We start from the raw sequence: 23,440 nt of genomic DNA on the forward strand, positions 1-23,440 counted from the left end.
GGGTTTCACAAATCTAAGGCCATAATAAAAAACAGCGCCGTTGAAATAAATTTTTTCAACGGCGCTGCTTTGTTCTTTTAAAATTCTACTAGATGCTTACTATTCTGAAGCTTCTACCTGTATTTGAAGGATGATATCCGGTAGATTGTACCCCGTAGTTCCTGTAATCCTAACCGTCACACTCTCCCCAATTTTTTCAGTAAAATGAGACCCCGCTGGGATGACCAATACCTTTGATCCAGAAGAAGGCTTTATCAAGCCAGTTACTTCGACCTCATCGACAAAGACCTTTCCTACATAATAATAAGAGGAGGTTCCCTCTGATAAATTAATTTTTAGCTTCCCATCTTCCCAAACTTCCTGCTTGTTAAAATCATCGGAACTCTTGCCATAAATAGTGATATTGCTCAACTGCTTCGTGTAATATCCGTCTGCATAGATTTTAATGGTATACCCAGTTCCGGCGCTCACATAAAGAAGCCCTTTTAGTTTGCTGGCTGAAATAGTGATATTGCCGTCTTCAATGGTTAGCTCGGATGCTTCCAAAGAAGAAAAATAAGTTTTGCCAATCTCAACTTTAGTTACTGCATCTGCCCAATTCCCGTCGTTGGAAGTTAATACCAGTTCCTTGGTCAAAGCCACTTCCTGCGGCAGAGTCACTTCAGGGGCCTGATTGATAGCACTAATGTTAAAAGTTGTTTTATAATCTGCATAACCTGTGGCTGTAATCACCACATCACACTGCCCCGCCGGGAAGTTGCTCTTGTCAAGAGCAACTGGATTGCTCGAGGTAGAGAAGTCTGTACCCTTATTCAGAACCGTTCCATCTATTTTAATCGTCTGGATGGAAGAGCGGTAACTGTAATCTGAAATATTTAGTACAACTCCTGCTTCAGCAGCTTCCAATGTCACATTAGGCACTGCCTTTACAAAAGTGATTGGCATAGAAGCAGCTAGATATCCTTCTGCATAAATTTTCAGCGTATAGCTTCCAGCCGTCGCACTAGTCTTTGCTGCAAAGGTCACATTGCCTTCCTCTGAGGCCACAATATCCGAAGCGGCATAAGTTATAGAGGTATAGGTATCTGTTAATTTTGCTGAGGTAACCTTTTTAGCCCAATTGCTATCTGTCGACGCGATGGTAAACGTTTGCTTTTCCAACGGGCTGATTGGAGCGCTCAGCGTTGGCACGTCCTGTGCATCGGTGTTCACCGAGAAACTATAATCGGCATATCCCTCTGCTTTCAGCACAACCGCATAAGCCTTTTTATCAGGAAAAGCTGTTGCTGGAATGGTCAGCTTGCCGCTTCCTTTTTCTACAGAAACCGTGTTACCGTTTACGGTGACAGCGATTTTTCCAAGATACGTACTGCTTGAAACTGCAACGACAAGGCTGCCATCACTCTGGAGTTCAGAAGTCACAGTCCCCGGTACAGCGGCAACCAATTCAAGTGCCATCGTCAGGTCGCTGTAACCTGTAGCCTTAATAATTAAGGTTCCCTTACCTGTAGTGGAAGGCGCCGCGGCCGTTAACTTGCCTTCGGACTTCGTCAGCGTCAGACTGCGGTCCGATCCGCTGTCAGGTCTGAAAATTGCAGAAGCAATTGCCTCTCTCCATGGGCTGTCATCCGTAAATGTCAGAGCGATGTTACCGCCGGACAGTACACGGTTTTGCTCCAGCTGTGTCACCGGAGGCTGCTTGATGGCACTAAGGTTAAAGTTTGTTGTGTAATCGCCATACCCCGTTGCATAAATAGCAATAGCTGCGTCTCCCTGCGGAAATTTGCTCTTGCTTAGTGAAATAGGGTTACTTCCTGTGGAGAAATCGGTATCTTTCACCAGTGTCGTATTGCCCACTTGAATGGTCTGAATTGCTGTACGATAGCTGTAATCTGAAACATTTAACAGCACATTATCTCCAGATACTTCAAAGAGAGTCCCCTGGGGAACAGCCTTGACAAAGGTTATATTCACAGACGTGTTAAGGTATCCATCTGCATAAATTTTTAAGGTATAGTTTCCGGACGAAGCCATGGACTTTGCTGCAAACGTAACATTACCATCTTGTACACTAATATCTGCCGCTTTTGTATATTGCACGTAAGGCGTGGTGCTATAGTACAAGGTCGCCCCCGTAATCTTATTTGCCCAGTCGCTGTTTTCTGAAGTAACCGTGAAGGCTTGCTTCTCAAACGGCTTAACCGGCGCAGTTACAGTAGGTGTCGTCTGTATATCCGTATTTACAGAAAAGGCATAGTCCGCATAGCCCTCAGCCTGTAAAATGACTTCATACATCTTCTTCGTCAGGAAAGCACTTGACGGAATGGTCAGTTTGTTGGTGCCTTTCGTCACATTAATGGTATTGCCTTCCACAAGAACAGAAACTTTACCCAGATAGGTACTATTAGACACTGCAACGGAAACACTTCCGTCTCCTTGAATTTCTGAAGTCACGGTCCCCGGAACCTCTGTAGTCAATTCAATAGGAACAAGAACATCTCGATAGCCTTCTGCCTTAATAATAAGCGAACCCTTGCCAGTCGTATAGGTAGGCGCCTTCATGGTCAGCTTGCCAGCTGTAGCTGTATCTGGGGTTAGCTTACTGTCCGTAGTGCTATTGTCTGGCCGGTAAACCACCGATGTGATGTGTTCACGCCAACTACTGTCATCGGTGAAGTTGAGAACAATATTGCCGCCAGATAGCACACGGTTCTGCTCTAGCTGAACTTCCGGAGCATACACACGCTGTTTATGTCCTTCTGGGATATCAATAGTGCGAATAAAGTCTGAATAACCGTCTGCACTGATGGTCACAACAGCCTTCATACCGCCATTAAAATACTCAGATGGAATAATCATGGTGTATGGCGATAAAGTAGTTATGGTAAACATTGATACTGGATAGGCTGTCCCGTTAATGGTGACTGTCTTAAGCTTACTCTTTGACAAATATGTACTGTCAGAGGAAGTTAAGACCACACTGCCATCCTGTTCATAGGTCAGCACGTTGCTTGACGGCATCCCTCGCACAATTTGCACCGGCAGAGAGACATCTCCATATCCTCGAGCCTTAAATAAAAGGGTATAATTGCCCTCTGTACTTAAATAGTTAAAAGTCTTATTGATAATAGTAACGGTCTTATTTTCATCTCCAATGGTGCGATTGTAATCTGTCGTAATATCGCGTTGAACACCGGCGCTATCTATCCAGAATACCTTTTGAATATTAGCAAACCAGCCATCTACCGCAGCTTCAGAGCGAAGGATAATATCCGATCCTCTCACAATACCACCCTGATAGGCCGTGCTTCCGTCTTGCAGCTGCTCCCTGTTTAGGGTAAATACAGGAGCTTCACTCTTGTCTGCATTTGTAATGGTGAATTGGAACACGGTATCCGGATGTCCAAGGCGCTTGAGACGCAGTTCATGCTGTCCGGCGGCGAGATCATCCGTATAATAAGAAAGGGCTTTGCCGTTCTGTGTGTATTTGGTTGCATCATCCTTTCCACCAGCCTTAGGAATCAGGCGCCCGTCAATCCAAACTGCGCTAAACTCCCCGGGGGTGTTGATTGAATTTTTCATCCGGCTTTCTACCAAAATGACCGCACCTTGAGCAACCTCCCTGTTTTCAGAAAGGAGTGTATCGGTATCCTGGTTTTTGGCTGTAGCATCAACCATCCAGTCAGACAGGTCTTCTACTGGGATGTTAAGTACAGCATCCTCATAACCATGGGCCATAACCGTAATGGTGTTATCTCCGATACGGAACTTTTGGCTTAGACGAATAATGAACTCTTCTGTATTTTTAGCACTGCTGCCTTTTAGGAAGCTGGTTTCTCCATTGATTACCGTGGAACTTGCATGATTGCCTGTTTCACCGGAAATCAAACCGGTACCGTTTACGGTAATTGCATATACCTCATTAGCCCAGTCCTTATTATTTTCAAAGTTTATTTTAATGCGATTGTTTTTATTGGCCTTGTCATTGTTATAAGTCTCATCCAGTGACAGAGCCGGAGCCGCCTTAGCATCGGCATCGCTGACAAGGAATCCCTTACCAAATTCACCGGTTTCTAAAATATACTTAACACGGTAAGGCGGTATGCTCGGTGCAGTCTCCGCTAATTCCTTTATAAAAGCATTCCAGCTAAACTCAGGCGAATCAGCAGCCTCATTGGCCACAGTACTATAGGGAACATATAAAACCTTGCCTTCGTTTAAGGTCACTTTAACTACACTCTTATCGATTGGATAAGTAATATCCGTTTTGCTGTTACCGAGCAATGTGGTTTTATACCCCTCTTGCCACGTTTGCAAAATCTTTGTAATGGATGTATTTTTTAGTCCTTGTGCATCCATAATCACGCAATCTGCCAGCAGGCTGAAGTCCATAGCCGTAGTGATATCCACCGGCAGGTTGTCATACATGTTGTAGGTGGCTTGGCTTACGGCGTCAACAGTGGCTCCCGTGATGACATCTGGCTTTTCGGCGTTATTCTCCGTCAAATAAAAGTCCCAGATATTCATCTTTGCCTTACCATACACGTCAATAGACATAGCCGAAGCGGTAGACAGAGAAGACAAAGTCATTGCAGCCACAAGGACAGTCGATAATATTATTTTTTTCAACAGTGTTTACCCCTTTCTTAGTTTTTTACAGACAGACCAAGCCCATTCAGGGTGATGATCATATATTCTTTGTCACGGACAAGCTTGAGCTCTTGGTCAGCCCCATTGTTATCCAGCAAAACTTTTATAATCAAACGGTTTTGTGTCGGCAATGATACAACTTTGGTCACATCCTTCTCTATCTCCTTTTTTACGCCATTGATATAATACGTGTATACATCAAAGTCGTTGCCTGTACCCATAGCATCCAAGTTCAATGAGATTGTCGCATATCTTAAGAAATCCACATCAACAATCCCGGTCTGGCTAACTCCAACCCAATCTCCAGAAGTCTTTGTCATGTTGTCTGGATTTTCATTTCCATTCCCGTTGTTTCCATTGTTGCCATTATTCCCGCTGCTGCCACCACTAGAACCTCCACTGCCTCCGGTACTAGTAGCTGTTTTTTCTCCTACGGTGGCCACCGTGCCTCCGGGTACAGCCGTATCGCCAGCTGCGGTTCCCGTTACGCCCTTGGCTACACTGACCACTGCTCCAGGCACCGTGATGCTGGCGTTATTCGCCTGTACCCGGACCTGTTGAAGTTTTCCTAATCCAGAAGCCTTGACGTTTTCTCCTTCAATGCTCAACGTACCAATTACCGCACCAGTACCCACATTAATTTGTGCCCCTGCCCCCGTATCTGCTACCATGGCATTTGTCACCGTTCCACTTCGCTGCTCCAGACGCACGGGTGCAGTTAACGTCAGTTCGGAAACATTTGCATCCAGGATAAGATCGCTTTTAACCCGAAGTTGACTGATATCTGTGGTATTCTCTGAGAAAATACGCACAGTATGATTTATGTTATGTACAACAACTTCGCCTTTAATGTCAGATCCCACCAGTTTTACTGTATTCGAGCCACCGCCTCGCACCACAAGACGACCAGAAATGTGAACGTTTTCCAGCGTAACATCTCCATTACCAATGCCATCGGCTAAAATCAGGTCACCAGAAACAGTGGTGTTTCGAATGATTGTATCTGGCTTAGATACAACCATATTTCCATCAATCGTACCAGCCTCGTTAGCAGCAGCTTCTCCAACAAAGGTATCTGCCAAATTGCTCATAACTTGTGCAAACTCAGCACGTGTAATGGTCTTAGCTGGCAGAAGCTTTCCCTCTGCACCTCCCACATAACCAGCCTGAACCATAGCGGCTATACTGCCGCGGGCCCAAGAGGCTACCGTGCTGCCATCCGTAAATTTGTTTAGTTCTGTAACATCTCCCGCTTGTATCTCAAACACTCGGGCGAGCACAGTAAAAGCCTCCTCACGAGTAATGGCACGGTCCGGGTTCATCTTCCCATCACTTCCCGTAAAGGCCTCCATTTGAAGCGATTTAGCCATATCACTATAGTACCATTTACTTTGTGCCACATCACTGTACCCTGACAGGGATGCCTCCTTCGCCGCTCCAAAAGTACGGTTGATAATTGCTGCCATCTCAGCGCGTGTCAAGGCACGCTCCGGATAGACTTTCCCCTCATAAGGTGTAAGGAGGCCATTTTCAAGGGCCTTCTCAACTGCTGGTTTGGACCAGTTTTCCGGTAAATCAGTTGCGCGCTCTGCCGCAAAGACTCCGCTTTGCATTCCGGCAGCAACAAGTACCGTTAAAAGAATAAAACCTGCTCTTTTCATTTCGTCTCCCTTCCATGTCGATTATTAGAAGCCAACTAATTTTTGTTAGCTCATGCTAACCAATGATGTAAAATAATGGTTAGCTGAGGCTAACCATTTTAAGCATTATATCGTCATTTTTCGACAAAGTCAATGCAATTTATGGCAAGAAAGTTTACAAAAATTTTATATAAAAGACTTGACATCAGCCTTATTCTTACATATTTAATAATTAGCTTGACATTTGACGCTTATTCACGTACACTAAGTATAATTCTAAATGTATTAATTGATTATCATAGATTTAAGTCAATTTCCATTTCGACTTACAAATCTATGTTTTTTTTGCACCAGAATAATATTTTTTAAGGAGGTATCTGCATGAATTATGGTACTGTAAAATGGTTTAACGAGAGTAAAGGTTTTGGTTTCATTTCAAATGACGACGGCGGCGAAGACATTTTTGTTCACTTCTCCTCTATTCAGGGTGAAGGATTCAAGTCCTTGTCCGAAGGTCAGAAAGTGACTTATGACACGGAAGCTGATCCTAGAGATTCCAAAAAGATGCGTGCAATCAACGTTCGCACAGTCTAGCAATAAAAAACCGTTCCTGCATAGGAACGGTTTTTTATTGCTGTTTTCGCTCGGATATAGCTCATCGGCCTTTTGGTCCCGCTCTGAGGAACAGACTGGCTGTTTTATGTTTTTTAGGCTTGTAACCTGCTTGCGGAGGCTTTGTGCATATCACCATCACACTTGTAAGCAAAAGCATCACTATTAAGGATAACAGGGACAAGATGCGGCTTCCGGCTTCGGATGTATTCATAAAGGTTCCCGTATCAAAGCCTATGACTGTCAAGCCTGACAAAATTGGATACAGACTGCGCATGGCGACATTTTTTATAAACATGGCACTATATCCAAAAATAAAGGATACCATCACGCCGCCCATGAAAATTCCCGGCTTCCGGCTTGTAAACGCAAGGATGGGCAAAATAGCCATGTAAGTGAAAAATGCAATCCCTACCGTCTGAAAAAGCCCAGTGAATAAAACGGCAATATTCAATCCCGAAATACCGGCAAACACCCCCACAACCAACGTTACAGCATAGCTATAAACCCCAAACAAAATGCTTAAGATGCCCATTGCCAGCAGTTTTCCCCATAATAATCGCTGAAAGCTTATCGGCACAGGCAAGATATTTTTTAAGGTATTATCGGTGTATTCCCGATGGATTAGATATCCCCCTATCAATGTAAAAATAACAGGCATGAAAATGGTTGCACTATTCCATATGGTGCTGCTGAAAAGCGCCGAAAAGTCAAACACTTCTACGGTGGTCTCTGGAATGGCCACGGCTTGGGTGAAGATAGACAAAACGGCCGGAAGGGTCATTCCAATGAGACCAATCATCAAAATATGGAATCTTTTCAATTTTAAAAACTCGGTTTTTATAATAGGAAGCATAAAAGTTTCCTCCTTTCATTAAACTTCTCTGCGCCGATAAATACGTGCCATGAAGAAGATACAAACGGCCGCTTCCGCTAAAAGCACTCCAAAGCATACGGGTGAGGACACAAAATATTGACTGAAACGGTTGTAAAACTCTGTTTGGATTTCTCCAATCGGCGTGTAAAATTGATACAGCCATCGAAAAATGATCGGCACGGGCATAAGGGTTCCTGCATTAATGCCGAGAGGCTGCATGATAACTGTATTGCTAAAATGCAGGGCATAATTTAGCAGCGTGTAAAAGAACACAATAATCACCGAAAGGATATAACTTTTATTAAACCAGACAACCAGCGCAATACAAGGCAAGGCCGCCGCCCACATGAGTACCGCCGTTGAGGCGGTGAGCAAAAGTTGAAAAGCAAAATGGTTGAGAGGGATATTCTGCACAACGGCAAGGACTGTACTGACTGCAAAGCCCGTTAATTGAAATGAAACAGAGAAAATCAACAAAACCAATAACTTTACAACCACCAGCTGGGTTGTTGATATCGGTATGCAAAGGAGATTTTTTAAGGTATCATTGTCCTGTTCCACAAAAAAAAGATTTACTGCCAAGATAATCAGCAAGGGCATCAAAAGTAAGAAAGCATTATCTTCTCTGACCCCGGACTGAATGCTGGCAAAGTCGGAATCTGACAGCAGCACAGCATTGAATAGCGGAAAAATAAAAGCAGCCACAATACCAAAGAAAAATAGTTTCTTCCTTTTAAACTTTTTTAATTCACTGAGAAGCAGGTTACGCAATGCCCTCACCTCCAGTTATGCGCTTAAAGTAATCCTCTAGGGTATCTTCACAGGTGTGAACTTCGGATACCTCCAATCCGCTTTCCATCAAGCCGCGATTAAGGGCAGATACAACCAAATTGTTATCATATAGGCGCAAACTATAATCATTTTCTATTACAAAATTTTTTAACCCAAAGTTCCTCTCCAAGACTCTGGCCGCCTGAGCAGTGTCGGAAACTATCAAATGAATGTATTTTTTATTTTTCTCTTCCAACTCAGCAAGGCTTTCTTCTTCCACCAACATACCCTGATCAATGATACCAATGTCATCTACCAGCAACGAAATTTCTGAAAGAATATGACTGGAGATTAAAATGGTTTTCCCTTTTACATCGCAGAGTTCCCGAATAAATGAACGGACTTCGGCAATACCAATTGGATCAAGTCCATTGATGGGTTCATCCAAAATCAACAGCTCCGGATCGTGCATAATAGCAAGAGCAATCGCTAAACGCTGTTTCATACCCAGCGAATATTGGGCAAATAACTTTTTATCCCCATAGGCAAGCCCCACAACTGCCAGAGCATCCTTGACAGCCGAACGCCTGGAAACCCCTCTCAGTTGGGCAAAGATTTTCAGGTTTTCCGTCCCGGTCAGATTCGGATAAAATCCTGGTGCTTCAATTAAACTACCGATGCGGGGTAGAATTTTCTTTTCATTTCCCTGAATATTTTTGCCAAAAATTTGAACCTCGCCAAAGGTCGGCTTCGTCAGATTTAAGAGCATTTTCATGGTGGTGGTTTTGCCTGCACCATTTCTGCCGAGCAAACCATAGATACGACCTTTTTTTACATGGATGTTCAAGTTGGAAACACTTTTTTGATCCCCATATTGTTTGGTAAGATTTTTTGTTTCAATAATAAAATCACTCAAATTAAGACCCCCCTTTTCTTTATAGTTCTAGTCTATCCTATCAAGCTTGCATAAACCTTGCCGCAACCTTGCATTAACCTTGCCATTTACAAAAACAAACCCCTGCCGCCAGACAGGGATTCTCTCAATTATTCAAGGAAAACGAAATGTTAAAAATTGTATACTTATTTCGTTCACTTTCTACCGTGATGCGGCCATTCATTTTTTCTACCATCTGCCGGACAATGGCCAACCCTAATCCACTTCCCTTGTTCGACCGTCCTTTGTCACATTTATATAACCGCTCAAATAGGTGTTGCAGATCTGCTTTGTCTATGCCGATACCATTGTCCTCTATTACGATCTCGATTTCAGATTCTTTCTGGGACATATGCATTTTCATTTGTGTCGCCTGGCTATGATTGATAACATTCTGCACTACATTATTAATGATGCGCGCATATCCATCTACATCCACGTTTGCCAGCAACGGTTTTTCTGGAAGCTCGATTTCATAATCCAACATTTTCTCTTCAAAAATAGGGACCCAGTCTTTCAAAATATGGCGGGTTAGCTCTGAAAGCTCTACCGGTTCTATGGATAAAGAAAACTCACTGGAATTCAGTTTAAACCAGTCAAATAAAATATCAATATAGTCTTTCAAGTCATGGGCTTTTCTCCTGGCAATCTCCAGGTAATCCCCCCGATCCTTTCCCATGAGCTCTTCTCTATGAATTGCATCCAAGTATCCCAGCAGCGTAGTAAGGGGAGTTCTTAGATCATGGGAAAGACTGGTCATAAGCTGACGATTGGTTTCGTCCGCCGCTCGCAGCTGTGAAAGCTGTTCCTCGTAGCCATAAACAATCCCATTCATTTTAAAAGAAAGCTCTGCTGTCAACTCGTTGTCTGCCACAAGAATCTTTCGATTTCCATTTCCTCCCTGGATATCATTCAGTGCCTCTGTCATGTTCTGAAGCTGTCGTTTTACAGCAATCAGTTTTGTGAAGCACACCATGCCAAACAAGAGCGCGAGGCATAATAATAGGCCTAAAAGCACATTCAAAAGCATTCCTTACACCTCCTTGTTAAAACGATAACCGATCCCTTTGACCGTTTGGATATAAAGCGGTGTACTGGATTCCTCTTCAATCTTTTTACGCAGGCGGCTAATAATGGCCATAATGTTGCTATCATCATAGACATATGGCTCCCCCCAAACTTCCTCGTAAATCTGCTGTTTTGTTAATATTTTCCCCTGATTTTTAGCGCAAAATAATAACAAATCAAATTCTTTCGGCGGCAATTCAAAGGTATCATGTTGGGTGGTGACACTTCGATTGTCAAAATCTATTGTCAGCCCTTTGTACACAAGGGGCTGTGAGTAATTGTCTGCTAAATTAAAGCGTGTAGCTCTGCGTATCAAGGAGAGAATCCGAGCAATCAGTTCTTCCATATCAAAGGGTTTTGTTAAATAGTCATCTGCACCAGAACGCAGACCTTGCACTTTTGACATGCTGTCATCTTTGGAAGTCAACATAAGAATGGGGATGTTGCTTTGCGCCCGGATTTTCTCCAGAGTCTGAAACCCATCTATTCCTGGCATCATCACATCTAAAAGAATCAGCTGGTAATTGTCTTTTTCAAGGAGTTCCAGCCCTTTTGTCCCGGAATGGCAGTAATCGGCATTTATTCTCTCTTTTGCTACACTTTGCCTGATTAAGGCGCATAACTCTTTGTCATCATCTATCACTAAAATATGATAATCCAAGTTCCCCCTCCTCCTATTGTCTTCTTTTTTATCAAATGAAAATAAACTTATTTTCTGTGTTCTCTTAGTCTGTTGCCTGTATCCATGCCTTTCAGTGTATACATCGAAATAAATAAAATCAATAGACTAAATCTTAACTTTATCAATCTGTATCATCTTCTCAGGTTTAGATGCTTTTGTGTTATACTATAATAAAGTCTGAAGGAGCCCGCCTCTATTTAATTTCAGTTTATATTGGATTGCTACACTGCCTCGGTTATGTGGTTAACCCCAGAAAGGAGCCTTATAGTGAATAAGATTTTAGTTGTTGACGATGACCCGCATTTTCGTGAGTTGGTCAAGGTAGTTTTGCGGGAAGAGGGCTTTATCCTATATGAGGCCAGCGATGGTCTGGACGCCCTTTCTAAATTGGAAACCATAAAAGTTGATTTAGCTATTCTCGATGTAATGATGCCCAATATGGACGGGTTTGAGCTGTGCCGGGAACTTCGGGAATATTACGATATTCCCTTGCTCATGCTGACAGCAAAGGGAGAAACTTCACAGAAAGTAAAAGGCTTTCAGCTCGGAACAGATGATTATTTGGTGAAACCTTTTGAACCGATGGAATTGGTGGTCAGGGTCAAGGCCTTGTTAAAACGCTATCAGATCATCGCTTCTCAACGGGTGCAAATCGGGAGATTGGTGATGAACCAAAAGAATTATGAAGTAACTGCCGGTCAAGAGAAAATTACACTACCCCTTAAAGAATTTGAGCTTTTGTTCAAATTAGCCGGGCAACCCGGACGGACCTTCTCTCGTGATACGCTGATTGAAGATATATGGGGCTATGATTTTGAAGGAAACGAACGGACTCTGGATGTGCATATCAACCGTTTGCGCCAGCGTTTCCCAGAGGAAAAATGTGCTTTTAGAATCACAACCATCCGAGGCTTGGGCTATCGCTTGGAGGTGGATTTATGAAAAAAAATAAGCTTGTCGGCTTTGCAGAAGACACGATTTCAGAGTTGTCCGGGCTAATCATCTGCTTTGCTATTGCTTTTACCACTACCGTTACTGTGGGCTTTATAATGGTTTTACTTTCAGGGCGGGAAATAACAGATGACATGGTTTCCCCTTTTTATGTGTTTGCTTTTGCGGCGTGGATATTAACGTATTGGTTAGCCAAAAAAAATAAAAAAATCAGGTCATTATTTGGGATTGAGTTTAACTCCAAAATAATAAATATCCGCAAGATTGCCTTAGTTTTAATGATCATTGGGATTCTGCTGATTTGTTTTGCCGTTGCCCATGGGCTCACCAGTATCAGCTACGGAATCATTCGGTTTATGCCAGAAGCCCAAACCACTCGTGAGTTTTGGAGTCTTAACATCCTACTCTGGGTGCTCCTTTTGTTTCTGGTCAAAAAGTTCCTATGGGCCAAGCTGCCTTTTGGTAACCGATTTATCAGCAGAAGGGAAATTGTTCAGGGCGTAGCCATAACGGTTGTAAGCGCGGCGGTCATTTTGGGGGGATTGGTTGTTGCTTACTTTTTGGCTTTTGTTCTGTACGCTCTTTTTATGGGGCAAGGCGTGCCAGATGAGGCTCCCCCATTTTTTCATCTTCTTTGGTATTACTCCTGTATACTGGTCTTTTTCTTGCTTCGTTGGTATCTCAAGCATTCTAGTTTTACAAGCAATATTCGTTTGCTCTCTGAGGTGATGGACACATTGGAACGCATCGCCAAGGGTGATTTTAGCGTTCAGCTCAATCACAGCCTGAAAGAAGATGAACCTTTTGCAAAATTAGTTAAGGGTGTCAACGAGATGGCCTTGAATTTGAAGCAGACGGAAAATATGCGACAGGAGTTTATCTCTAACGTGTCCCACGAAATACAATCTCCCCTTGCTTCAATCAAAGGGTTTACCCATGTACTTCACCATGATGAATTAACACCGGAAGAACGAAAACATTACCTGGATATTATTGAAACTGAAATAATGCGGTTATCCAGATTAAGTGAGAACCTGCTAAAACTTGCTGCCTTGGATTCGGACAGCGTAAAATTTCAACCCCAACCATATCGGTTAGATAAACAGCTTCGATCCTTAATCCTAAGCTGTGAACCACAATGGGTCGAAAAAAAGATTAATATGACGGCCTTTCTTGACAGTGTAACCGTCACAGCGGATGAGGATATGATGAGCCAAGTGTGGGTAAACCTCATTCATAACAGTATTAAGTTTACACCGGAGGGTGGAAGTATACAGGTGGATTTACACCAGCTGGAAAATATTGTGGAATGTAAAATATCTGACACCGGCATTGGGATTGACACGGAGGCGCAGCAACATATTTTTGAACGATTTTACAAAGCGGACAAATCAAGGGAACGCACGAAAAAAGGAAGCGGTCTGGGACTTTCCATCGTAAAAAAAACGGTGGAAACCCACGGCGGCAAAATCACCGTGCAAAGCGAGCCAGGAGCAGGAACATCCTTTACAGTATCCCTGCCCCTATAGGTATACCGTGTTTCTTCACACAGATAAAAAATAATTTTATCTTTTAGGTAAAATTGTTTTTTATTTTTTGATTTAAATTCAATTTACACGACATCGGTATGATGGTTTTACAACAATAGAAGTATCGCTTTTATCTTATAAATAAAATCTGGAGATGATTGGAATGAAACGACTGTATGGCCTCGATAACACTGCAAAGCTCTATCCTGCGGTGACCAAGAATGCAAACACTTGTGTTTTTCGTCTTTCGGCAATATTGACCGAAAACGTTGACCACCACGCACTTCAGCAAGCTGCTGAAATAACAATCAAACGCTTCCACACAATGGCCGTCAAATTAAAACAAGGATTTTTTTGGGTTTACCTTTATGAAAATAGCAATCCGCTGGTAGTACAAAAAGAATCCAATTATCCTTGTGGGCCGATTATGGGAATCAAAGAAAACAATGAGTACTTATTTAAAATCATGTATCTGGACCGCCGAATTACCTTGGAGTGTTTCCACACGCTTACAGATGGCATGGGCGCGATGGAATTTTTAAAATCGTTAGTATATCAATACTTACTCCTAATTGGAAAAGATGTTCAGGATGAGGGAATAATCCTGCTGCCAGAAAGTGTACCGGATCAACAGGAGGAAGAGGATGGTTGTTTAAGGTATTATCAGAAACACGTCAAAAAATCAAAATTTGAGACACGAAAAGCCCGTGCCATTAAGGGAACCGTTCTTGCAAACCCTAGGACGAATGTCATTCATGGTGTCATCTCTAGTTTACCTCTTAAGAATTATGTACACCATCAAGGAACCACCATAACAGGGTATTTGACCACGGTATTCGCCCAAGCGATTTCTTCATCCGCTTCTCAGCAGGGTCAAAGCCATCACCCTATTCGGATTGGTATACCTGTTAACCTGCGGGGGCTGTTCCCGTCAAAAACCCTGAGAAATTTTGTTTCGCAAATCAGTGTAAGTCTTCCGGCAGCTTCTGAACAAACCTTTGATGAACAGATGAATTCTGTAACTACACAAATGAAATCTTCTATAACAAAAGAAAATTTATCCGGCAGGATAAATACCTTTGTGGGATATGAAAAAATGCTGGCTGGACGGATTCTGCCCTGGTTCATAAAAAAAGCAGCAATCGATTTTGTATCAAAACGATCGAACCGGGCGACAACTGCTCTCTTGAGCAACCTGGGGAATATCAAGCTGCCCCAGTCGATGGCACAATATATTGACATGATAGAGGTGGTTCCCTCTCCTAAAAAAGCGGCCTCTATTACCTGTGGTATCTGTTCCGTGGGGGGTAAATTAAATATTTCTTTTGCCAGCAATATCGTTGAATCCGATGTAATAGAACTTTTTTTCCATTTGATTTCCGAGCAAACAGGACTGGACGTTGAAATCTACTCCAATGGCTGGATTGAAACCGATACGCTGCCAGCAGACGGCAGAATCCGCTATCCGGCTTACGCGGCGGCAGAGACTAAGCCTCCCCAAATAAGCTTTAAACCTCCGTCCCGCTTGCTGCACGAGTTAATTCCTATACGGTGGATATAAATACTAAGAAAACTGAAAATAGGAGGACCTCAAAGGGGCCTCCTATTTTTAAATCGTTAAATACATTTCTCGTCTTAATCTACTTAGTCGTTCATATTTTCAATCGCCTGTGCAAAGTCGGCTTTCAAATCCGCAATGTCCTCCAACCCTACGCTGATACGAATCAAATCATCGTAAACACCCGCATTTTGCTTCTGTTTCTCTGAAGCATGTAGGTAAATCGTAGAGGCCGGATGAATGACCAGTGTGCGGACGTCTCCGATATTGGTGGCGATACGAGCATATTTCAGGCTGTTGATCAGTCTGAAGGCTTTTTCCTTAGTCCCCGTACAAACCGTCAGAATTGCGCCGCCCATCCCCTTTTCCATCTGGCCGTCAATCAACGGTTTATATGGGCTTGCGTTTAGTCCCGGATAATTTACACACTGGATGGCCTGAAATTTTGATAGGAATTCCGCCAGATTCAAAGCGTTTTCACAAAGCCTTTTCATTCGTATTCCCAGAGTCTCCAATCCGATACAATTGAGGTAGGCGTTCTGGGGGGCCAAACAGGCCCCAAAATTTCGCCAGATGTCCTGCCTCAGCCGGGCGGTGTAGGCAAATTGCCCCATTGCTCTGTATTTTGCAAGAGGAATGAACTTTTCAACATTCCATTTAAATTTCCCACCATCCACAATAACACCGGAAATAGCGTCTCCGCTTCCGTTTATGTATTTAGAGGAAGAATGGATTACGATGTGGGCTCCGTGCTCAAGGGGCCGAATCAGGGCTGGCGTCGCGGTGGTGCTGTCAATGATTAGCGGAATATTATTCGCTTCTGCAACATCCGCCAGTGCCCGAATGTTCACTACATCAAGGCGGGGATTGCCGATTAGTTCGGTAAAAATCACCCTGGTTTTGTCGGTGATATTTTTTCCCGCTTCCTTCGCTGTCATATGCTCTAAAAAGCGAGTGGTGATGCCAAAGAACTCCAGGTCTTTAAGCAGATCCAGCGTGCCGCCGAAAAGCCCGCTTCCAGAGAGGATTTCATCCCCACTTTGCAGGATATTCAAAAGGGCCATGGATACCGCTGCCATGCCGGATGCACAAGAAACCGCATCCACACCGCCTTCAATTTGAGCCATCCGCTTTTCAAAGGCAAGAGTCGTCGGATTGGAAATACGCGTGTAGGCAAACCCTGGTGATTTGCCTGCGAATACGCTTTCCAGCTTTTCCGCGGATTCATGAGCAAAGGCTGAAGCCTGATAAATGGGTGGCAAGGTGGAGCCTGTCGGCTCAAGAGGATGTGACGTCCCTTGCAGAAGCCTCGTATTTAATCCCATTCCTTGCTCCTTGTCTGGCCGGGAGACTTGACTTGACTCCCGTTCTGCCGTTTTATTTGCCTGTTGAATGATGCCACAGGCTGCTGTGGTGTGAGCTATCCGATCAATCAGAATCAGCTCACCCAGTGCCTTATGTACAGCAAATTCCGCAAAAGGAATATGTAGTGGTACAGTAATATCACACAAAGCGATTTCATTCTTACGCAAGCTCTGGATTGGAAGATGTGCTCCACTGTTGATATCGACCTTGTATTGAATGCTGCTCACAATACAGGTATGCACCTTCGTGCCGATTTTAATCCAATATTCTTTTCCCACGGTCAGCGGGCTCTCATCCATCCACAGCAAAAAGGAGGAAAAGCTGTTCCCAACCCTCAGCCTTGCACCCTTTTCAAGCACACATCCCCGGGAAACATCTACCTCCCGGTCCAGCTGTATGGTGGCTGGCTGTCCAGCAGAAGCCCATTCAGCCATCCTGTCTGCCACCAGGATGCTTTTCACTACTGCGGTCTCGCCGCTGGGCCAGGCAGTAATTTCATCGCCAGTATGAACGCTGCCCGCTTCAATCTGACCCTGAAAACCCCGAAAGGTATGATCCGGACGGCACACTCGCTGGACAGGCATGTAAAACCCCGGCTCTGGCAGATTTCCGGCAATATCTACAGTTTCCAGATGCTGCAGCAAGGTTGGACCCTGGTACCAAGACATGTTTGCCGAGGGTTTTGTTACATTGTCGCCCTCGGTAGCCGATATTGGAATTATCATTACATTTTCCAGAGATAATTCCTCACGCAGTTGGGATATCTCCACAGATATGCGATCAACGTGTTCCTTTTCATATCCCACCAAATCCATCTTATTGACTGCAAATATAAAGTGCTTAATTCCCATCAGTGCGCAGATTCTTGCGTGACGCCGAGTCTGTAATAGCACCCCTTGAGATGCGTTCAAAAGAATTACCGCCAAATCGGCAAAGGAAGCCCCTACCGCCATATTGCGGGTGTATTCCTCATGCCCCGGCGTGTCAGCCACAATAAAGCTGCGGGCTTCTGTGGTAAAATAGCGGTAGGCCACATCAATGGTGATGCCCTGTTCCCGCTCAGCCATCAACCCATCCAGCAGCAGAGAGTAGTCAATTTCGCCGCCCCGGCTGCCCACCTGACTGTCTAGGACGAGAGCCTGCTCCTGATCCGCATACAGAAGCTTTGAATCGTATAGAATATGCCCGATCAAAGTGGATTTTCCATCGTCCACACTGCCGCAGGTAATAAATTTTAAAAGTCCATTTTCTACTTTGCTCATTAAAAATATCCCTCTCTCTTTCGGCGCTCCATGCTGCCTGCAGCTTCCTTGTCAATCACGCGGCTGGTGCGCTCACTTGTCGCCGCCGCCAAAGTTTCGGTGATGACCTCATCCAGCGTCTCTGCATGGGACTCCACTCCCCCGGTAAGTGGATAGCAGCCCAGCGTACGGAAGCGTACTTTTTTGAGCTCCGGCTTTTCTCCTGGCAGCAATCTCATCCGGTCGTCGTCCACCATGATCAGGTTGCCGTCTCGGTATACAACGGGGCGCTCCTTTGCAAAGTAGAGCGGTACGATGTCGATTTCTTCCTGCTGAATATATTGCCAGATATCCTTTTCCGTCCAGTTGGAAATCGGGAACACCCGCATACTTTCCCCCTTATAAAGCTGGGTATTGTAAAGCTTCCACATCTCCGGCCGCTGATTTTTTGGGTCCCATGCGTGATGCTCGTTGCGGAAGGAGAAGATCCGTTCTTTAGCACGGGATTTTTCCTCGTCTCGCCGTCCTCCACCGAAAGCTGCCGTAAACTGATAGGTCGTCAGTGCTTCCTTGAGAGCCTGAGTTTTCATAATATCGGTATATGCGGCCCCATGGTCAAACGGATTAATGCCCTGGGCAATGGCTTCCTCGTTCCGATAAACCAACATATTAATTCCCAATTCCTTCGCCCGTCTGTCTCGGAACTCTATCATCTCGCGAAACTTCCAGCTTGTATCAATATGTAAAAACGGGAAAGGCGGCTTTTCAGGATAAAAAGCCTTCAAAGCCAGATGCAGCATAACCGAGGAATCTTTGCCGATGGAATAGAGCATGACCGGCTTCTCACACTCGGCGGCTACTTCCCGAAAGATATAAATCGCTTCGGCTTCCAGTTTATTTAAATGTGTCAACACTTCTTCACTTCTCCTAACATGTCATATTTTCAAAACCAGGGAAATCGTTATACTATTTTTTCTTTTGGCAGGGCCAGCTGCAACTTAAATTTAAAATAGTATAAAAGGCCCCTAATATTTATTGGAATCTCTGCCATCTACCGTAATGGTCTCCAGCTTCCCGTCAGTTTTTTTCACGGTCCAGTGAAGCAGCTGTTTTTCACGCCGAACGGTCAACTTACCTCCGAGACCATTTAAATCCCCACCGAGATAAAAGCAAATCGCTTCACAGGGACATTCCTTAATACAGGACGTGCAGCCCCAACAGCGTTCAGGGTACTTTATATGCGCTTTGCCATCGGCCGTCAATCGAATTAAAGTTCCGGGGCATACCGTGGTACACTTCCCACAGCCGATACAGCTTTCCCGCAGGATCTCAATACTCATCTCTGCTGCCCTCCTTATCTGCTCCTTTAGGGGGCCTTTTCCCCAACCTCTTATTGGAGTCTTTATCTGGCGCCGGATTCAGCGAACGGTAAAGAATGTGAAGCCTTCCTGCTTTATCCTGCCTGGAATTAACAAATTTCAGCCACTCATCACTTTTTTCTGGATAGTCCAGATGCTCGGCGAAGGTATGCCAACGGGTTTCCTTCCGTGCCTTCAGATGAGCAATCACCGATTTGCATAAGGTCAAGCGTTCCCGGAGCTCCAATATATATACCAGTTCCTGCATGTCTTCTGCTGGCAGAGAAACCAGCTGACGTTCCAACTCACGAATTTTGGCTGCCGCCTTTTTCAGTGAGAGTTCATCGTAACGATAAGACTGACTGATGCCGCCGGCGTATTCATCCATGACCTCCTGCATCTGCTGCTCCAGGTTATCGCTTGTCGGTGACATCTCTTTACTGTTTAAGAAATCCTCCAGCCATTGTTTTTTTACTTCTATTGCCTTTCTGTCCAGGAGGAAACCGACAGGGCTTGCCGCTGAATCTAAGCCACTCGTCGGCTCCAAAACAGCCCTTTTACCTGTGGGCGCCTGCGTATATTTTAAGGCGGCCTTGGCGGCGATCTCTCCTTCCACAAAGGCACCGGTGACATATTTCTGTGGGCAGCCGCCTGCCACATCCCCTGCTGCGAACAAGCCTCTAATCGTTGTCTCCCGGCAGACATCTACCCAATATCCGCTGGCGGTGTGCCCTCCTACGATATAGGGCTCAGTGCCCTCAATTTCTACATTTTGTACGCTGGGCGTCAATCCGCTTTCCAGCCATCTCAGGGTTTGGCTGGGTGCCATGTTAAGATAGGCCTTCTGCAAATCCTGGTCCTGCTCCTTGGTAATGCCCACCGTGCGGAGATAGCAGGGCCCTCGGCCTTCCAGGTTTTCAGTCACCGTCCCATGCACCCGCTGGGAGGTGGTGATTCCATATCTCTGCTCATATACCTCACCTCTGCTGTTAATCTGTTTTGCGCCTACCCCCTGGGCCAGTGTGCCTGTGGGAGCAATGGTATCCTTGCATCTTAAGGCAATAAATCGCATCTCAAAAGTGGTCATTTCTGCCCCCGCCCGAATGCCCATGGCATAACCGGCTCCAGTGTTAAAGGGCGGATACCACATTTTATGCCGGGAAAAACCGGGGTGGTTTGGCTTATACAGCCCAGAAGCACCGCCGGTAGCGCACAGCACCGCCTTTGCCGAGAGGACATACAGTATGGGTTCATCCACGCTTATACCATACGCACCGAGAACCCGGTTGTCTTTCACGATGTACTCAAATACATTAACACGGTTTAAAACCGTAATCTGCTCTTGTTCGGAAACTGCCTCCGCCAGAATAGGTTTGATGTTTTCACCGTTGATTTTAATGTTACGGTTTCCCCGGGTTACATATTTTCCCTGTTCATCCTTTAGAATGGTAAGGCCAAGCTTTTCCAATTTTTTCGCTGTACGATTAAGCCCTTCTGCCATGGTAAGAAGTAAATCCTCCCGCACAATTTCCTGGGCATCCACTCGGGCATACTCCACATAATCTTGAGGGGATTTCCCCGGAACAATGTAAGCATTGATGGCGTTAACACCGGCAGCCAAGCATCCGCTCCGTTTAATATCTGCCTTTTCAGCGATCAGCACACTTCCCGCCGAGTGCTCGCAAAAGGTCAGTGCTGAGTAGCATCCTGCCGTACCTCCGCCGATGATTAAAAAATCTGTATTAAGGTATTCTGTCTTTAGAAACATGTTATTTCCTACTTATCATACAATTTTAGTATAGTATAGTATCACTATTAGAGAAAATCTAGTGTAATTTACGCAAACGTTATACCCCTTTCGTGCTGATTTCATCACAGTTTAATCGCGCAAACGTTATACATTTAATTTTGTAAACAGAAGCGATTTCACTTGTAAAAGTCATCAATTCGTTGTAATATTACAAAAACCACATAAACATATATGAATACTATGATATAGAAAAGAGGACCCACAGATGACATTGAAAGAAATTGCGGTGCTTGCAGGGGTATCGGTTTCCACTGTTTCGCGGATCATCAATTCTCCTGATGACAGCTTTGCTCGAAAAGAGGTGCGGGAAAGAGTCTGGGCGATTATTAAAGAGACTGGCTACGTTCCCAATCAAAGTGCCCGAGCGCTGAAACTAAAACAGAACCGTTCTGCCTCCAGCAATCCCTATACCTTAACCTGCATCTTAGGCAGAACAAAAACCCTGGAAGATAATCCATTTTTTGCTCAGGTAGCCCGGTCCATAGAGCAACAGGCATTAAACCTAGGCTGCTGCGTATGCCACAGCTATTCGATCTTTGATGTCGATAGTGCCGGCCTGCAGCTTCGCACAAATACTCCAGAAACCGACGGTGCAATTGTCTTAGGCCGGTTCAGTGCTGAAGCCATGAGCTATATTGATAAGCACTACAGGAACAAGGTGTATGTCGGCCGAAACGTGATGGATTGCAATTGGGATCAAGTAATTTGCGATGGCTACAGTGCGACGAAGATTGCGCTGGAGTATCTGATTTCCTGCGGGCATAAACGAATTGGTTACCTTGGAGAATCTGTCAATGAAGTCCGATACCAAGCTTTTTCAGATATGGTGACTAAGCACGGACTGGATTCTGACGGAAACTTGGTCTGTCGGTGTCAGCAGAACGGCGACGGTGGCTATATGGGCGCGGACAAAATGATTAAACAGGCAAAGCCACTTCCCACGGCCATCTTCTGTGCCACGGATATTACAGCCATTGCCGCGGTCCGCAGATTCAGCGAAGAAGGAATCAAAATTCCCAGCCAGCTTTCAGTGATCAGTATGGACAACATCGAACTTTCCGCCTATGTCTCTCCCATGCTGACCACGGTGGAAATGCCCATTGTAGAACTTGGTAACATCGCGGTGCAAACACTGCTAGATCGAATCAACAAGCGCCACAGGCTGCCGATGAAAATCTTTCTGCCCAATAAGCTGATGATTCGAGAGAGTGTGGTAAAATATCCTGCTTCTACTTAAAACAGCCCCTTTCCGCTGCCTTCTCCGCATATTCTACATATAAGCAAGAGAACTTAAAGGTTCGTGTCTTCCCTTGGGAATTCACGAACCTTTTTATCAGATGACAATGGTATTGTCACTTTTCAATGACGCGTTTTCCACCAACAATACCTCTTCATCATTATAGAGATATAGCCGATAAATCAAGACGTTGACCTTATCTCCTACTGCCAATGCTTCATCCTCAAGAGAACGGTACGCTATAAGTTTTTTATCACCAATATTTAGATGTAGTTCAAAATTATTTCCTCGAAAGAAAATGTCTTCAATGATGCCCTGCTCCGAGGCATGGGGATAAATCACCTTATTAACCTTTGATACGCTGATAAATTCAGGGCGTATTACTGCACTGTCGTACTTCTCATGGCGTTTAAATCCATGAAGCTCACCATAGTTTTCAATGGTCAAGGACTCCCCGATAAACCTGGCAGCAAAGGGGGAAGAAGGATTTTTATAAATTTCCACCGGAGTACCAATCTGCTCGATGCGTCCACGGTTGGTAATGATGATTTCATCCGCAATCTCTACCGCCTCGTCCTGATCGTGGGTAACAAAGATGCTGGTGATGCCCACCTTATTGATGGTTTCACGAAGCCATGTACGCAGCTCCTTTCTAACCTTTGCATCAATTGCAGCAAAAGGCTCGTCAAGAAGCAGCAGATGTGGATTGGGGGCCAGGGCCCGGGCGAAAGCAACCCGCTGTTTCTGTCCCCCCGAAAGCTGATGTGGCCGCCGTTGTTCCAGCCCTTCAAGCTGGGTCAACCGAACCAATTCATTAACCCGCTGGCGTATGTATGCTTTATCCTTTTTCTGCACCTCAAGACCAAAAGCGATATTATCGAATACGGTCATATAACGGAAAAGAGCGTAATTTTGAAATACAAAGCCAATTCCCCGCTGACTGGCCGGAATATCGTTCACCCGTTTTCCGTCGATGAGAATATCCCCGCTATCGGGGTTCTCCAACCCTGCAAGCATGCGAAGGATAGTGGTTTTGCCGCTGCCAGAAGGGCCAAGAAGTCCAATCAGTTTCCCCTTTTGGATGGAAAAACTCACATTATCTGATGCCTGATACCCACCAAATTTTTTATTAATGCCTTTTAATTCAACATACATAA

General features: G+C 44.7%; 17 protein-coding genes. 5 read left to right on the forward strand and 12 right to left on the reverse strand.

From position 1 onward, the window contains the following. Positions 1-99 precede the first annotated feature (99 nt). Positions 100-4,629, reverse strand: coding sequence for a hemoblobin-interacting domain-containing protein (locus Ami103574_RS14630; RefSeq protein ID WP_163067695.1), 4,530 nt, complete (start codon positions 4,627-4,629; stop codon positions 100-102). Positions 4,630-4,646: 17 nt separating this feature from the next. Continuing rightward, a complete protein-coding gene (locus tag Ami103574_RS14635; protein WP_163067696.1) occupies positions 4,647-6,311 on the reverse strand; it encodes an S-layer homology domain-containing protein in 1,665 nt (554 codons plus the stop codon). Positions 6,312-6,671: 360 nt separating this feature from the next. Here Ami103574_RS14635 and Ami103574_RS14640 point away from each other — a divergent pair, with 360 nt between their 5' ends. Then, on the forward strand, positions 6,672-6,884 hold the full coding sequence (locus Ami103574_RS14640; protein ID WP_163067697.1) for a cold-shock protein: 213 nt from the start codon (positions 6,672-6,674) through the stop codon (positions 6,882-6,884). Between the two features lie 61 nt (positions 6,885-6,945). On the opposite strand, the gene Ami103574_RS14645 is transcribed toward Ami103574_RS14640, so the two are convergent. The 5 genes from Ami103574_RS14645 to Ami103574_RS14665 all read right to left on the reverse strand — a co-directional run bounded on the left by Ami103574_RS14645 (position 6,946) and on the right by Ami103574_RS14665 (position 11,213). After that, positions 6,946-7,758 (reverse strand): ABC transporter permease, encoded by an 813-nt coding sequence (locus Ami103574_RS14645; RefSeq protein WP_163067698.1) that lies wholly within the window; start codon positions 7,756-7,758, stop codon positions 6,946-6,948. A gap of 18 nt (positions 7,759-7,776) precedes the next feature. Beyond that, a complete protein-coding gene (locus Ami103574_RS14650; protein WP_163067699.1) occupies positions 7,777-8,550 on the reverse strand; it encodes an ABC transporter permease in 774 nt (257 codons plus the stop codon). Further along, positions 8,543-9,466: an ABC transporter ATP-binding protein gene (locus Ami103574_RS14655; protein ID WP_163067700.1), complete on the reverse strand. Its 924-nt coding sequence runs from the start codon at positions 9,464-9,466 to the stop codon at positions 8,543-8,545. The genes Ami103574_RS14650 and Ami103574_RS14655 overlap by 8 nt, the downstream gene beginning before the upstream one ends. Positions 9,467-9,590: 124 nt before the next feature. After that, positions 9,591-10,514, reverse strand: a complete 924-nt coding sequence (locus Ami103574_RS14660; protein WP_163067701.1) for a sensor histidine kinase — start codon at positions 10,512-10,514, stop codon at positions 9,591-9,593. A gap of 3 nt (positions 10,515-10,517) precedes the next feature. Continuing rightward, a complete protein-coding gene (locus Ami103574_RS14665; RefSeq protein WP_163067702.1) occupies positions 10,518-11,213 on the reverse strand; it encodes a response regulator transcription factor in 696 nt (231 codons plus the stop codon). Between the two features lie 288 nt (positions 11,214-11,501). Between Ami103574_RS14665 and Ami103574_RS14670 the strand changes: the two genes are divergently transcribed. The 3 genes from Ami103574_RS14670 (at position 11,502) to Ami103574_RS14680 (ending at position 15,275) form a co-directional block, all read left to right on the forward strand. Further along, positions 11,502-12,176, forward strand: coding sequence for a response regulator transcription factor (locus Ami103574_RS14670; RefSeq protein WP_207710506.1), 675 nt, complete (start codon positions 11,502-11,504; stop codon positions 12,174-12,176). Next, positions 12,173-13,714 (forward strand): sensor histidine kinase, encoded by a 1,542-nt coding sequence (locus Ami103574_RS14675; protein ID WP_163067704.1) that lies wholly within the window; start codon positions 12,173-12,175, stop codon positions 13,712-13,714. The genes Ami103574_RS14670 and Ami103574_RS14675 overlap by 4 nt, the downstream gene beginning before the upstream one ends. A gap of 154 nt (positions 13,715-13,868) precedes the next feature. Then, positions 13,869-15,275 (forward strand): alcohol acetyltransferase, encoded by a 1,407-nt coding sequence (locus Ami103574_RS14680; RefSeq protein WP_207710507.1) that lies wholly within the window; start codon positions 13,869-13,871, stop codon positions 15,273-15,275. Positions 15,276-15,358: 83 nt separating this feature from the next. Here Ami103574_RS14680 and Ami103574_RS14685 read toward each other — a convergent pair whose 3' ends face one another. The 4 genes from Ami103574_RS14685 to Ami103574_RS14700 all read right to left on the reverse strand — a co-directional run bounded on the left by Ami103574_RS14685 (position 15,359) and on the right by Ami103574_RS14700 (position 21,004). Beyond that, the gene (locus Ami103574_RS14685) at positions 15,359-17,899 is read right to left on the reverse strand and encodes a PLP-dependent transferase (protein ID WP_163067705.1); all 2,541 of its coding nucleotides are present in this window, start codon (positions 17,897-17,899) and stop codon (positions 15,359-15,361) included. After that, entirely contained in the window at positions 17,899-18,792 is an 894-nt protein-coding gene (gene cysD / locus Ami103574_RS14690) for a sulfate adenylyltransferase subunit CysD (RefSeq protein WP_163067706.1), read from the reverse strand. The genes Ami103574_RS14685 and cysD overlap by 1 nt, the downstream gene beginning before the upstream one ends. A 111-nt stretch (positions 18,793-18,903) precedes the next feature. Then, on the reverse strand, positions 18,904-19,218 hold the full coding sequence (locus Ami103574_RS14695; protein ID WP_163067707.1) for a 4Fe-4S dicluster domain-containing protein: 315 nt from the start codon (positions 19,216-19,218) through the stop codon (positions 18,904-18,906). Then, complete coding sequence (locus tag Ami103574_RS14700) at positions 19,208-21,004, reverse strand: adenylyl-sulfate reductase subunit alpha (protein ID WP_163067708.1); 1,797 nt, start codon at positions 21,002-21,004, stop codon at positions 19,208-19,210. Before Ami103574_RS14700 ends, Ami103574_RS14695 begins: the two co-directional genes overlap by 11 nt. Positions 21,005-21,251: 247 nt before the next feature. Here Ami103574_RS14700 and Ami103574_RS14705 point away from each other — a divergent pair, with 247 nt between their 5' ends. Further along, entirely contained in the window at positions 21,252-22,283 is a 1,032-nt protein-coding gene (locus tag Ami103574_RS14705; RefSeq protein WP_163067709.1) for a LacI family DNA-binding transcriptional regulator, read from the forward strand. Between the two features lie 96 nt (positions 22,284-22,379). Here Ami103574_RS14705 and Ami103574_RS14710 read toward each other — a convergent pair whose 3' ends face one another. Continuing rightward, a complete protein-coding gene (locus Ami103574_RS14710) occupies positions 22,380-23,438 on the reverse strand; it encodes an ABC transporter ATP-binding protein (RefSeq protein WP_163067710.1) in 1,059 nt (352 codons plus the stop codon). Positions 23,439-23,440: the final 2 nt, after the last annotated feature.

Origin of the sequence: Aminipila butyrica (genome assembly GCF_010669305.1) — a bacterium.
Taxonomy (GTDB): Bacteria; Bacillota; Clostridia; order Peptostreptococcales; family Anaerovoracaceae; genus Aminipila; species Aminipila butyrica.